The organism is Pseudoalteromonas sp. MTN2-4, assembly GCF_042848605.1.
GTDB lineage: Bacteria > Pseudomonadota > Gammaproteobacteria > Enterobacterales > Alteromonadaceae > Pseudoalteromonas.
Window position 1 is genome coordinate 102,235 of the sequence record NZ_BTGK01000008.1, and the last position, 13,371, is coordinate 115,605.

The 13,371-nt window shown below is 41.1% G+C and carries 12 protein-coding genes; 4 read left to right on the forward strand and 8 right to left on the reverse strand.

The window, feature by feature from the left end; genetic code table 11:
- Nucleotides 1-150: 150 nt before the first annotated feature.
- The 7 genes from ACGHEH_RS16965 to lptD all read right to left on the reverse strand — a co-directional run bounded on the left by ACGHEH_RS16965 (nt 151) and on the right by lptD (nt 8,815).
- Nucleotides 151-2,166, reverse strand: coding sequence for a methyl-accepting chemotaxis protein (locus tag ACGHEH_RS16965; protein ID WP_390447648.1), 2,016 nt, complete (start codon nt 2,164-2,166; stop codon nt 151-153).
- 113 nt (nt 2,167-2,279) lie between these two features.
- A complete protein-coding gene (locus ACGHEH_RS16970) occupies nt 2,280-3,077 on the reverse strand; it encodes a symmetrical bis(5'-nucleosyl)-tetraphosphatase (RefSeq protein WP_390447651.1) in 798 nt (265 codons plus the stop codon).
- 2 nt (nt 3,078-3,079) lie between these two features.
- On the reverse strand, nt 3,080-3,469 hold the full coding sequence (gene apaG / locus ACGHEH_RS16975) for a Co2+/Mg2+ efflux protein ApaG (protein WP_390447654.1): 390 nt from the start codon (nt 3,467-3,469) through the stop codon (nt 3,080-3,082).
- Nucleotides 3,453-4,259, reverse strand: coding sequence for a 16S rRNA (adenine(1518)-N(6)/adenine(1519)-N(6))-dimethyltransferase RsmA (gene rsmA / locus ACGHEH_RS16980; RefSeq protein ID WP_390447657.1), 807 nt, complete (start codon nt 4,257-4,259; stop codon nt 3,453-3,455). The genes apaG and rsmA overlap by 17 nt, the downstream gene beginning before the upstream one ends.
- Nucleotides 4,259-5,248, reverse strand: a complete 990-nt coding sequence (pdxA, locus tag ACGHEH_RS16985) for a 4-hydroxythreonine-4-phosphate dehydrogenase PdxA (protein ID WP_390447660.1) — start codon at nt 5,246-5,248, stop codon at nt 4,259-4,261. The genes rsmA and pdxA overlap by 1 nt, the downstream gene beginning before the upstream one ends.
- Nucleotides 5,249-5,255: 7 nt before the next feature.
- Nucleotides 5,256-6,548: a peptidylprolyl isomerase SurA gene (gene surA, locus ACGHEH_RS16990; RefSeq protein ID WP_390447662.1), complete on the reverse strand. Its 1,293-nt coding sequence runs from the start codon at nt 6,546-6,548 to the stop codon at nt 5,256-5,258.
- Nucleotides 6,549-6,565: 17 nt separating this feature from the next.
- The gene (gene lptD / locus ACGHEH_RS16995; RefSeq protein ID WP_390447665.1) at nt 6,566-8,815 is read right to left on the reverse strand and encodes an LPS assembly protein LptD; all 2,250 of its coding nucleotides are present in this window, start codon (nt 8,813-8,815) and stop codon (nt 6,566-6,568) included.
- 88 nt (nt 8,816-8,903) lie between these two features.
- Here lptD and ACGHEH_RS17000 point away from each other — a divergent pair, with 88 nt between their 5' ends.
- From ACGHEH_RS17000 to djlA, 3 genes are read left to right on the forward strand one after another with little or no spacing between them, the layout of a single operon-like run.
- Complete coding sequence (locus ACGHEH_RS17000; protein WP_390447668.1) at nt 8,904-9,914, forward strand: aminoglycoside phosphotransferase family protein; 1,011 nt, start codon at nt 8,904-8,906, stop codon at nt 9,912-9,914.
- Nucleotides 9,911-10,585, forward strand: a complete 675-nt coding sequence (gene murU / locus ACGHEH_RS17005; RefSeq protein WP_390447670.1) for an N-acetylmuramate alpha-1-phosphate uridylyltransferase MurU — start codon at nt 9,911-9,913, stop codon at nt 10,583-10,585. The genes ACGHEH_RS17000 and murU overlap by 4 nt, the downstream gene beginning before the upstream one ends.
- Nucleotides 10,575-11,429: a co-chaperone DjlA gene (gene djlA, locus ACGHEH_RS17010; RefSeq protein ID WP_390447673.1), complete on the forward strand. Its 855-nt coding sequence runs from the start codon at nt 10,575-10,577 to the stop codon at nt 11,427-11,429. The genes murU and djlA overlap by 11 nt, the downstream gene beginning before the upstream one ends.
- A gap of 3 nt (nt 11,430-11,432) precedes the next feature.
- On the opposite strand, the gene ACGHEH_RS17015 is transcribed toward djlA, so the two are convergent.
- Nucleotides 11,433-12,281: a DUF3530 family protein gene (locus ACGHEH_RS17015; protein WP_390447676.1), complete on the reverse strand. Its 849-nt coding sequence runs from the start codon at nt 12,279-12,281 to the stop codon at nt 11,433-11,435.
- A 152-nt stretch (nt 12,282-12,433) separates the two neighbouring features.
- Here ACGHEH_RS17015 and ACGHEH_RS17020 point away from each other — a divergent pair, with 152 nt between their 5' ends.
- Nucleotides 12,434-13,369: a DUF368 domain-containing protein gene (locus ACGHEH_RS17020; protein ID WP_390447679.1), complete on the forward strand. Its 936-nt coding sequence runs from the start codon at nt 12,434-12,436 to the stop codon at nt 13,367-13,369.
- Nucleotides 13,370-13,371 lie beyond the last annotated feature (2 nt).

The following is a 13,371-nucleotide window of genomic DNA, read 5'->3' on the forward strand; positions in this document are numbered from 1 at the left end:
AAATATATTTAAAACAGGGGTTTATAGTGTTTTTTTATTCTAGCTCAAGGCAATAGGAGATTGGTCTTAAGCCAAAAGTTGTATGGTGATTTATAAATGAAAATGCAAAAAAAAGCCCTCTGAAGAGGGCTTTTGCAAAAGTAATCTTATCTAGACTCTAAACTGTTCTACAGATTGCCTCAGCTCTTCAGCGAGCTTAGCGACTTCTGAACTCGAAATCGAAGTCTGATTAGCCCCTTCAGCAGTTTGCTCGGCGATAGCAACTATAGACTCAAGGCGTTCGCTGATCTCTTGGGCTACTTGTTGTTGCTCGTTAGCAGCATTTGAAATCTCTTCACTGACGTCATGAGCCTGAGAAACTGCCTGAGTAATACTATTTAAGGCTTCATTAGCTAAATCACTCTGCTCAACACAAGAAACCGCTTGTTGTTTACCTTTTGACATTGCGTTTACCGCTTCTTCAGCACCCGCTTGCAGAGACTCAATCATTGATTGAATTTCTTGGGTTGACTCTTGCGTTTTGCTCGCCAGCGATCTTACTTCATCTGCAACAACAGCAAAGCCTCGACCTTGTTCGCCCGCCCGCGCCGCTTCAATCGCTGCATTTAGCGCAAGTAGGTTAGTTTGTTCAGCAATACCTCGAATAACATCTAAAATACCGCCAATGGATGCACTGTCTTGGTGGAGTTTGTTGATAACACGAGATGCTTCGTCAACTTCTGAAGCAAGTTGTTCAATCGTATGCTTGTTCTCATGTGAAATACCTTTTACACGTTCAGCTTCTTTGTCTGCATTCTTGATTTCTAGCAATGCCTGATGAGCGCTGTTACTTACACCATGGGAGGTACTGCTCATTTCTGTGGTCGCTGTTGCAGCTTGCTCGACTTGAGCCTGCTGACTCTTAATTGCCTGACTAGACTCTGTGGTGATCATAGATGTTTGCTCTGACGCTGCAGCCAGTTGAGTAGAGCGAGAGACAATACCAGTAATTAGCTCTCTTAAACTGGTAATAAGCGTGTTACAGCTTCGCGAAAGCTCGCCGAACTCATCTTGCGCACTGTCGTCTAAGCGTTGAGTCATATCACCGCTCGCCACTATGGTTAGGATCTTATTCACTTCCGCAAGCGGTTTGGTGATAAGTTGAACGGTCACATAAGCAACCCCCACAGCGATAAGCGTGGCAGCAAGCATACCAACCCAGGTCCATAAATTAGCTGCGCTTACATCATCACGCACGCCAGTTTGTAGCTCCAATGCCACTTCATTTGCCAAAGCTACCAGTTCAGATAGCTGTTTAAGTGCGGCTTCGGTAGCCAACTCTGAATCATTTACAGCCTGTCGAGTTTTAGCTTCGGTTTGTAATAACGCGCGTTTATTACCAGCTAAACCAGTTTGCCCTTCTACTTGCTGCTTCAAGTCACCGTAATATCCTTCTAAATCTTCTAAATAAGAAGGTTCGAGGGAATTTACAGGACCTCTGATCAGCTCTATATTTCTAGCAATTTCTTTGATAGCAAAATTTTGCTCGTTAGCAATAATGTCAACTGTGTTAGCGTTATCAGCGGAAATAAGATCGTTACTGCTAGTAACTAGGTTAGAAAAGTGATTCTCAAGGCTAGATGCAGCTTGGAAAGCTCTTGGGCTAGTCGCCTTTAGTTCACTGATGTCTAGGATATCGAGCACACTCGTTGTGGCATCTTCTGCTGCTAATTCTATTTCTTCAAGCTGTGTTACCAAATCTTTTTTAATTTGCAGGGTACTGGCTTTATCGTCTAGAAGTAGATTAACAGTAGGTAGAAATTTGTTAAATGTATCACCTACTTTTTGCGCGCGTTGAGATAAATCTGGATTGCTTTGTACGATTTGTTCCAACTGACGGTGTGCGTTCTTGAAGCTTTCTTGTCGTTTTTCAAATTGAGACTTCAATTGAGCCAGCTCTGTAGATTGGGTCGCGAAAAAGCTGCTCTGCGCGAGTTTACTCATCTGTGTGAACTCTACTTGTAACTCAGAACTATTGGTTAATGCTGGCAGAGACAGGTTATTCACTTGCTGAGATGAGCTGTCAATATTTGCAATTCTCAGGAGAGAATTACCCCCAATCATAAGGAGTAACAATGTGATGAAAATAAACCCACCCCAAATACGTTGACTAACAGTGAAATTCATATCGATTCCGTAAGTTGCTTAAGACAGTAAATATATCGGTCTGGTAACTGATAAGTTAAGTATTTTATAGCAGATGTAGCAAAATAATTCAGTAAAAAGGGAGGATTAACAAATTATTTGCTCAAATATCGTTCACCCGTATCAAGATTTATTAATGTCATGTTCCCACCCCAGACACAACCAGTGTCTAAAGCAAGTATGTTTTCAACATGGGTCACCCCTTCAAGGGCTGCCCAGTGACCAAAAACATAACGATTTTTGTCATTTACGAAGCGCTCATGCTTAAACCAAGGCATTAGAGAGCTTTGCTGAGCGCTACCTTTTTCAAAAAAATTCAAGTTCCCTGATTGCTCTAAGAAGCGCATTCTTGTGAAAACATTAACAGTGATTTTAAAGTTTGTTAAAAAATCTTTGTTTGGAATATAGGCCGGATCTTTGCTGCCATACATGTTTTCGAAGAAGATATTCGCTTCATCACTTTGGTAATTTTGCTCTGCAATATGAGCATAGTTCAATGCTTGCTCGATACTCCAGTGCGGATGAATACCCGCATGCGAGAGAAAGGTCGAATGATCTTTTAAATATACTGCGAGCGGTTGTGTTCGTAGATATGAAACATAGTGTTCGCAGAATTTACTTGAGAATACGGGGGCTAAATTGTCTTTTGGGTTTGGTTGCTTACCAAGAAGATAGCAAGCGATAAAGTGCAAGTCGTGATTGCCAAGAGTAACGGTTAAGGCATCTTGGTTTTGATATACAAAGTCTAGACAAGCGAGGGAATCAGGTCCACGGGCAATGAGATCACCTACAAGGAAGAGGTGATCTTTACTTGGATTAAACCCGACTTCAGATAGCAATTTAATTAAGGGCGTAAAACACCCTTGTAAATCACCGACTGCGTAATTTGCCATGATTAATGCAAAATGTTTGGCCGAGAAAGCCTGAAGACATCAATAGGCGCTTGAAACTCTGTACCAAACTCATTTCTCATCACATAGTGCCCCTGCATCGTGCCAACTGGTGTGTCTAGCACTGCGCCACTGGTATAGGAGTAAGTTTCGCCAGGTGCGATAGTCGGTCGTTCACCAACGACGCCTTCGCCTTCAACTTCAGTTTCTTTGCCATTCGCGTCAGTGATAAGCCAGTAGCGACTTTCTAATTTTGCGTTACACAAACTATGATTTTTGATAGTGATAGTGTAAGCAAAAACATACTTATCTTTTTCTGGTTGAGATTGGTGCTCAACATAAATGGTTTCTACGGAAACCTTGATAGGTGATCCTAAGTTACTGCTTGTTGTCATAAATCCAATTTGCGATATCAATAAATTGAGTCAGAGATAAACTTTCTGCACGTAATGATGGGTTGATGCCAAGAGCTATCAATTCATCCGCTGTTAATAGGTTTGAAAGACTATTGCGCAACGTTTTTCTGCGCTGGTTGAACGCTTCTAAACATACAGTGTTCAATAATTTAGTACTTTTGGCTGTTCGCTGTTCAGGTTTTTTCGGAATTAAGCGTACGACTGCGGAGTCAACTTTAGGGGCTGGTTTAAAGCATTCAGGTGGCACATCAATCACTGGCATTGCATGACAGTAATATTGTGTCATCACACTTAATCGACCGAAAGCTTTAGAGCCTGGGCCTGCAACCATACGCTTAACGACTTCTTTTTGAAGCATAAAGTGCATATGCTCAATATTGTCTACAAACTCAAATAAATGGAACAGCAATGGTGTCGAGACATTGTAAGGTAAGTTACCGAATACTTTTAACTTCTCTTCGTCACGGATAAGGCTTGCGAAGTCGAATTTCATCGCATCGCCCTGATGAACAGTTAGTTTAGGCCCTAAGAAAGGGTGTTGTGTTAATCTCTCTGCTAAGTCTTTATCCAGCTCGACAACGGTTAACTGACCACTTAAATCAGTGACTGGTTCAGTGATAGCACCTAAACCAGGGCCAATCTCAACCAAGTTATCTGAAGGTTTAGGGTCAATCGCGGTGACGATTTTGTCGATGATCATTTCATCGTGTAAAAAGTTTTGTCCAAAGCGTTTACGTGCTCTGTGACCTAAATGTACGTTATCTGTCATTAATTCATTGCTTTTTTTGAGGCGAGCGTAATAGCTTCGCGGATCGCTAAATCAAAACTACCGACTTCAATCTGCCCTGTGGCAGCTAAATCTAAAGCAGTACCATGATCAACGGATGTTCTAACGAAAGGCAAACCGAGTGTAATGTTCACTGAATTACCAAAGCCTTTGTATTTTAGCACAGGCAAGCCTTGATCGTGATACATTGCAAGCACCGCATCCGCATTATCTAGATATTTCGCTTGAAAAAGTGTATCCGCTGGAAGAGGGCCAACAAGCGTCATGCCCTGACTATTCAGTGATTCAAGCGCAGGTTCAATCGTTTCAATTTCTTCTCGCCCTAAATGACCCCCTTCACCGGCATGGGGGTTGAGTCCACAAACTAAGATTTTTGGTTGTTTAATACCAAACTTGGTCTGTAAATCATGATTAAGAATATTGATGACTTTTGTAAGGCGGTCGTGCGTGATGGCTCTTGATACATAGGCCAATGGAATATGGGTTGTTACAAGCGCCACCCTTAATCCTTCAGTTGCAAGCATCATCACAACATCTTGAGTATTCGATTGCTGTGCAAAAAACTCAGTATGGCCGCTAAAAGAGATGCCAGCTTGGTTGATGATACCTTTATGAACCGGGCCAGTTACAACAGCGGCAAATGTGCCGTCCATGTTCTTTTCAGACGCGACTCTGAGTGTCTCTAGTACATAATGACCATTTGCTTCGTTTAACTCACCAGGTGTAACCTCAACGCCTTTATCAATTTGCAGATAAAATAAGCTACCAGCCGGGGCTAATTTAGGAGCCTCATTGTCTTTAAAAGGAATCAGGTTAATTGTTTCTCCTAATTCCTTTGCGCGCTTTTCTAAAATAGTTTTATCAACAACAGCGACGAGTTGCACAGGCCACGCTTTTTGAGCTAGCTTGATAACTAAATCAGGGCCAATGCCTGCGGGCTCACCCGGTGTTATAGCGATACGAATGGTCATATATTACCTATTCAGTAGGAAAAACATCGATATTTGCTTGCTCTCGCATTTCATTCATCCAACGCAAACTTTCTTCTTGGAATTTTCTGTTATAGAGGATGCCATGAGCACGATTTTTCTTAGCAAGATCAGTTTTATCAGCAACACGTTTATCGAGGAGTTGAACTATGTGCCAACCGAATGTTGATCTAAATGGTTCACTGATTTCATTTTTATCTAGAGAAAGTAGGGTATCTCTAAAGGCTGGTACGTATGTAGTAGGGTCAGTCCAGTCATACTCACCGCCTTTTAAGGCAGAGCCAGGGTCTTCAGAGTGTTCTTTTGCTAATTCTGCGAAGTCAGCATTACCAGCACGCAAGTCTTTAACAAAACCAGCTAGCATCGAACGCGCTTTCTCTTCACTTAGGATAATAGAAGGCTTGATTAAGATATGACGAGAGCGTACTTCAGTCGTTTCAACCACCTGTCTGCCGCGAATATCTTGTACTTTTAAGATGTGGAAGCCAGCTCCTGAACGAAGTGGACCAATAATATCATCTTTCTTTTTACCTTTAACTGCTTCAGCAAATAGTGAAGGCATTTCATTGATCCCCATCCAGCCTAGTTGACCACCATCAAGCGCTTTAGCGCCGCTAGAAGAGGCAATCGCAATGCGTTTGAAGTCTTTGCCATCGTTAAGAAACTCAATAACTTTATTGGCGCGGTCTCTGGCATCTTCTAGCTCTTCAGGAGATGCTTTACTTGGCACTTTTACTAAGATATGGCCAATGTCATACTCTTCAGACTGGCCTGTTTGCTGTTCAAGAATGGTTTGTAAATTAGTGATTTCTTGAGGGTTAATATAGATACGGCGATCGACGTTTGCGCGTCGCACCTGACTGATGGTGATTTCTTGCCTAATTTCTTCTCTATAGGCTTTGAAGCTTTCACCTGTCGCTTCGATTGACTTTCTTAAATCAGCAATCGTCGCACCTTGTTCAGATGCAATATTTGCTAGCGTTTGGTCTAATTGAGCGTCAGATATTTCTAATCCCATTCTTTCAGCTAACTGTAATAATAGAGATTGGTCAACAAGCCTATCGATGGCTTGTATACGTAGCGTATTATCTGAAGGTAACTGGGTATTTTGCTCTTTTGCTTGTTGTTTTACTCGAGAGATAACTTTATTTACTTCGCTCTGTAATACAACACCGTCATTGACGGTTGCGACTACTTTATCTAATTGTACTCGCTCAGCTAGTGCTGCTTGACTGAAACCTAACCCCATTAGGGCGGCGATTAACAACGTTTTTAAATTCATAATGCTCTATTATTTTACTAATTATTCAAAAAATAAGGTCGACGGTAGCCAAAAATACCCTGTTGTAGTAATCGGCTTACATCATAGCTTGATTTACCACTTAACCCTTTGAGTACAAAGTTAAGACGAATACTGGTATCAAACTGAGCCTCATCTTGGTTAATTGTTTTATTTAAATCGGTTTGAATTTGTCTATTACCAGTAAGCTGAACAGCCCAACAGCAACTTTCATATTGTATACCCGCAAAAAATTCAGTACTCCTTTTTGTTACTAAATCTCTATGATAACTTGCAATAAATTGCCATTGTTGGTTTAGAGGCACACTGGTAAAAAAACCAATTTGATCTATTTCATATCCTGAGACATCGTTTGCATAACGATGGTTCAATTGCACAAGCTGATTTTTATCACCTTTATAATCAATTGTTGCATGAGATTGAATTAACTGCTTGGTATCAGCGTCGTATTGAATACCAGCAGACAAGTACCATCTTCGATGCCAATGTATCATGCTTTCTGCAGCAAACAAGGCATTATAGTTTGTTTTATTCAATGGATTTTGGCGAGTCGGTTTAACTTTGCTGTCTAAATAAACAATTTGCCCAACACTCAAATTAAAGCGTTCTTGGTTTTTACTATCAAAAATACGTGTTGTTGCACCTACAGTAAACTGGTTAGCTTGAGCAATACGATCGACACCGGAAAAGCGTTGTTCTCTGAATAAACCTGAAAAGTCATCCTGCATTTTTGTGGTATCGTACAAGCCAATATTGTCTTGATCTTTTTTAGGTACATATAAATATTGTAGTTGAGGCTCAAGTGTTTGCACGCCGTCATCAACAATCAGTTTGGTTGCGCGTTCAAGATTCATTTGTGCATGCAGTCTCAGTTTGGGCAACGTTCTAGTTACTCGTTCATCAAACTGTGTTTCGTTGAAGGTTCCTTTTTGGTGATAGTAAGTATGGAGTAGGCTAGCCTCAGATAAAAATGACCAAGCGGTGTCGCTGATTGCGTAACTGGCCTTTGGCTCAATATGTAACCTTGAGGCGTCTGTAATCACTAACTCATCATTCTTAAAGTGGCTGAATTCACCGTTTAACGACCAATCAATGCCTTGCCAAGAAATTGAATCAGTGGTGTGCCAAGATATTTGTGGTAGAGCTGCATAGGATTCTTGGTGATCGCCTAATACTTCAAAATTTTGCACTTTCAATTGTGCAGACCATATATCCCCGAGATAGTTTAAGATGCCAGTTCGGTATAACTGTGTGTCAGTGACATTACCATACTCTGAATTTAAGTCGGTTAAATAGTTATCGTCACTGACGTTGGTAACATCAATGCTTGCGCGCCAATTTTCATTAAGGTAACTATTTTGTTGCCAATGTAACAGGTAACGCTCTTCTAATTCAGGCTCTGAATCATCTTTTTCCAACAGTTCCATGGCGAATAAGCCTGAATGATGAGGCGTTAGATACCTGAATTCAGTGTTAATTTGAACGCCTTTTTTAGACATATATCTCGGTGTGATGGTTGCGTCATAGTTAGGGGCAATATTCCAATAAAATGGCGTTGAGAGCTCTAAACCATAACGCTCTGAGCTTGATATAGTGGGGGCAAGAAGACCTGTTTTTCGTCTATCGTCAATCGGAAAAGTAAAGTAAGGAATATAAATAACTGGCGTGTCTAAAATTCTGAGCACTGCATTATATGTTTCACCCCAGCCTTCGGTTTTAGACAAGCTAATTGTGCTGGCTTCGATGGACCAAAAAGGCTTATCTGACGGGCAAGTGGTAAAGCTTGCATTCAGTAGTTCGATGCTATCGTCTCGAGCAGATAATTGAGCTGCACCACCATGACCGAGCTGTTGGGTAAGTTGATAGTCAGCACCCATTAAGTCGATGTGGTAATTATTTAAATCTGCAAACAAGCCGTTGCTTTTAACTAAGGTGTAAGGGTCTTGGTAGACTAGAGGTCCTTCGGCATTCAGTTGTAAACTTTGTTTGTTAAACAGGGCTGAACTCGCAGAGAGTTGCATTTGTTCTGTGTTTATTACAACATTACCAGCGAATTGCGCACTCGATGTATTGTTAATGTTTACTCGATCTGCACGAATGTCGATAGCGTTTTTTGGTAACCCCGTGAGAGGTTGCCACTGCTGAGGTAAAGTATTATTTTGGCAAAGCAAAGGCCTTTCAATTTCTGAAGCTGCATATACAGCAGGACAGAGAGGAAATAGTGCCACGGTCAGCCAAATTTTGTTCATTAATCAACCTGTTTGCCAGTTGTTACTTTAAGGACAGCACATCATAAAGTAAAACAGAGTTAAATTCAGTAATTAAGAATGTAAAATTGTGATAAAGAACGATAACAGAAAAACACAATTAGAAGCCTTTCTAATAAAATACTTAGACGATCAACCTTTTTCTTTTTATGCAATTACTTCAGACGCAAGTTTTAGGCAGTATTACCGAGTCATAACCGACTCTAAAAATCTGATTTTAATGGACTCCCCAGCAGATTTGATTGATAACCGACCATTCGTCGGGTTACAACAAGATTTTGCTAAGGTGGGACTTATTGTTCCGCAAGTACTCGCTTCAGATTTCGAGTCAGGTTTTATTCTATTAAATGATTTGGGATCAGAGCACCTGGCAGATCGTTTAAGTTCGGATAGTCGAGTGACAGACTACAAGGCCGTTTTATCTCTGTTGCCTCAAATCGCCTCAATCCCACCTAGCCAATGGATGAAACCTTATGACGGCGATTTTATACGTTTAGAAATCAATATTTTTAAAGAGTGGTTACTCGATAAATGGCTAGGTTTAAGTGTATCGGCGGAGCATCAAAGACTTTGGTATGAACTGGAAATGAGTTTAATCGAGGTTATGCTACAACAACCCCAAGTGACGATGCATCGGGATTTTCATTCTAGAAATATTATGAAAACGTCAGGTGGCTGGGCGTTAATTGACTTTCAAGACGCTGTTCAAGGTCCAATCAGTTATGATGCGGTGTCTTTGCTCAAAGACTGTTATTTCACTTTACCTGAGCATGAGTTTGAACAATTGCTTAAATACAATTACGAGCTGTTTTATAAGCAGGGGGGGATGGCGGATTTATCATTTGAACAATATTGCGACTACTTCCATCTGACCGGTTTACAAAGGCACCTAAAAGCCGCAGGGATATTTTGCCGCTTGCTACTGAGGGATGGTAAATCAGGTTATTTAAAAAATATTTTACCAACATTAGATTATATTCGTGAAACAAGTAAACAGTATGAACAATTTCAATGGCTTGCAACTTGGCTCGACAATGAGATAATTCCTGCAGTAAAGCGTAAGTTAGAGCCAAAGACATGAAAGCAATGATCCTTGCAGCAGGTAGAGGTAAACGTATGATGCCTTTGACTGCTGAATTACCTAAACCCATGCTGGAAGTGAATGGTAAACCGTTAATTGAGTACCATATTGAACGCCTTAAAGCGGCGGGGATCACAGAGATAGTTATTAATCTTGCCTGGCAAGGGGATAAAATAGAGCAATATTTTGGTGATGGCTTGCAATTAGGCGTCAAGATTGAGTATAGCTATGAGCCTGAAGGTGGTTTAGAAACGGCCGGTGGTATCATTAATGCGTTACCAATGTTATGTGAAGCATGTGATAAGTTTATCGTCATCAACGGGGATATTTTTACTGACTACGATGTGCACGCTTTAACGCAGCTGGTGTTGCAAGAAGGTGAAGCACACATTGTTTTAGTCGAAAACCCAGCGCATCATCCAGGTGGTGACTTTACTATAGGGCTAGCGAACCAAACACAGAAGTATACCTTTTCAGGTATAGGCCTTTACCACCAAGCTTTTTTTAACGCTTACGACAATCAGTTTCTAGCTTTGGGGCCCTTGCTTAGGCAAGGTATCGAAGAAGGGCGAGTATCTCGTGAGTTATATTTGAATATATGGTCGGATATTGGCACGCCAGAAAGACTTGAGGAAATCAACAAGCAATTAGGAACTGCATATGTGGGGTAAGCTACTTGGTACGTGTTTTGGCTTTATGTTTGGTCGTTGGCTTGGCGCTGCGCTTGGTTTTTGGCTTGGCCACTTATTTGATAAAAGCTTAAAGCAGGACTTTGATAAAGCCGGTGGCTTTCAGGGGTTTTTTGATAAAGGCGAGTTAGATCAGCGTCAAGCATTATTCTTCTCTAGCTGTTTTGCGGTCATGGGCCATATCGCAAAATCGAACGGACGAGTCAGTGAAATTCATATTCAAGCTGCCACAGCATTTATGGATGAAATGGGTTTACACGGTGAGGAAAGAAAAGAGGCGCAGAATGCATTTCGCTCAGGAAAATCGAGCGAATTTTCATTAAAAGAGTCAATTCGAGATGTAAAAGAAGTATTTGGTCGTCGTTATGATTTACTTCAGCTGTTTCTAGAAATTCAAATTCAAATGGCGTTTTCGGACGGCCACTTAGCAGAGCAAGAAAAGCAACTTTTACAGCAAGTAAGCCGCTTGCTTGGTTTATCAAGCCGACACTTTCAATTCTTACTAAACCGATACCAAGCTGAATTTCAGTTTAGAAAGCATCGTAGTCAGCAACATAGCTATCAGTCTAGCTATCAATCTGAACAGCAATCTGATTATAGACATAAAGCAACACCACCGTCTTTAAATCGTGACAACGCGCTTGCTGTGTTGGGTCTAACTAAAAATGCCAGTGAAAAAGATATCAAACGTGCTTATCGAAAACTCATGTCGCAACATCATCCGGACAAACTGGTTTCACAAGGCTTACCGCCTCACATGATGGAAATTGCAAAGCAAAAAAGCCAAGATATTCAGTCTGCATATGAATTTCTTAAGGCTAAGTAATATTTATAGATGACTGAGAAAGCCGTTCACTTCTTTTCTCAGTCTCTGGTGTTGCCTCAGTTCATGACTTAGCCCAAACAGCTCCCTTTGTCTGTAATCGTATTTACTGTTTCTCTTTGCCCAGCGCTTTCTATTCGAAATACTCTGCGTGACTGCAGGTCCATCATTACTGTAAAAAATATCTAGCAGAGGGGGAGTAACAAGAGAAAATGTTGCGGCTAAATCCTCATTGCGTTTTGGGTGAGGAAGGTGCGCGCTGATAGTGACTAATGCATCTACGGGAAGCTGCGGTTGCTCTGATATCAGCTCTGCAAATGCGCCCGCACTGGTACCGAGCGCTATAACCACAACATGTTCATCAGGCATTTTGCTCAGCTCTTGTATCAATGCTTGAAAACGCGCAGCCAGCTCATTCTTGTATTCGTTTAGCATGCTTTCAGATTGAAAAAACACCGCTTTGGCAACTGGATCAGGTTGCTGTTCTTGTGCAAAATCAGGAATTTCTAAAGCTTCAAATAGCACCGCTGGTGAAGGCAAAACATACGTATCGTAGCCATCATCTGCGAGGGATTGTTGTAAAAATTGACTTCCATTTGAGGACAGAAGTGAGTGGCCAATATCAGGTAAGATAATTGCTATGCCACGTTTGGTTGCATTCATATAGGTTTGAAATAACACATCTAAGGGTTGCTCGTTAACTGTTATATTGATGATATTACTGGCATCTATATATTTTTTCAGATCTTGTTGGTGCCACACTTTGGGTTCCGTAGGCATTACATGCTCACTCGGTGCTGCGTTGAGCGCAGGCGTGGCAAATAGCAACATCATAAATGCAATAAAATAGGGCATAGTGATTTTAATTGGTTTACATAATTACATTATCGGGCAATGTAAGCATAACTTTAGGAACATAATTTGCGTTATCGAAGCTGAGAGTGGTTCTTGTCTAAACCAATTTAGGATAATATGACTCGCTGTTTTGATTAGGAGAAAAGGACACTATGTCGCAGTTGCAAAGTAAGCGTGACTTTTTATTTTTATTTTTGAAAGGTGCTGGCATGGGGGCCGCTGATGTTGTGCCAGGTGTATCGGGTGGTACGATAGCATTTATTACTGGCATCTATACCAGACTCTTAAATGCCATAAAAAGTGTTAATTTAGATGCACTTTTATTACTTAAAAAAGAAGGTATTAAAGCCACTTGGCGCTATATAGACGGGACCTTCTTAGTAACGCTTTTCGCTGGCCTATTAACAAGTGCCGCTTCTTTAGCAAAACTGATCACTTACTTACTGGAACATCATAAACTGCTTGTTTGGGCATTTTTCTTCGGCTTGATCATTGCCTCTTTTATCTATGTTGCAAAGCAAGTTAAAGCTTGGAACCTAAAGACAGTGACTAGTTGTCTCTTAGGCGCGCTAATCGCATATGCTATTACCTCGATGTCACCTGCTGAAGCGAATCCGAGTTGGTGGTTTTATTTTGTTGCCGGCTCTATAGCCATATGTGCGATGATCTTACCAGGTATATCGGGCAGCTTTATATTATTGCTACTGGGAATGTACGGCCATGTTCTGACAGCCGTGACAGAAAAACAATTTGCGTTAATTGCCTTATTCTTGATGGGCTGTGTTGTTGGCCTGATGGTCTTTTCTCGTTTTCTGGCTTGGTTATTGAATCGCTTTGAGCAGTTAACTTTTGCATTATTGGCAGGCTTTTTAGTTGGCTCTTTGAATCTACTTTGGCCGTGGAAACAAGTGCTGACGACTTATACTAATTCAAAGGGCATTGAAAAGCCGCTCATGCAGCAAAATATTTCGCCTGCAGAATTTGCAACATTAAATGGGCAAGACCCAATGACATTGTTATGTATTGCGCTTGCCATTACTGGGTTGGTATTAATTTTAGCGATTGAAAAACTAACCGCGGAAAAATAGTA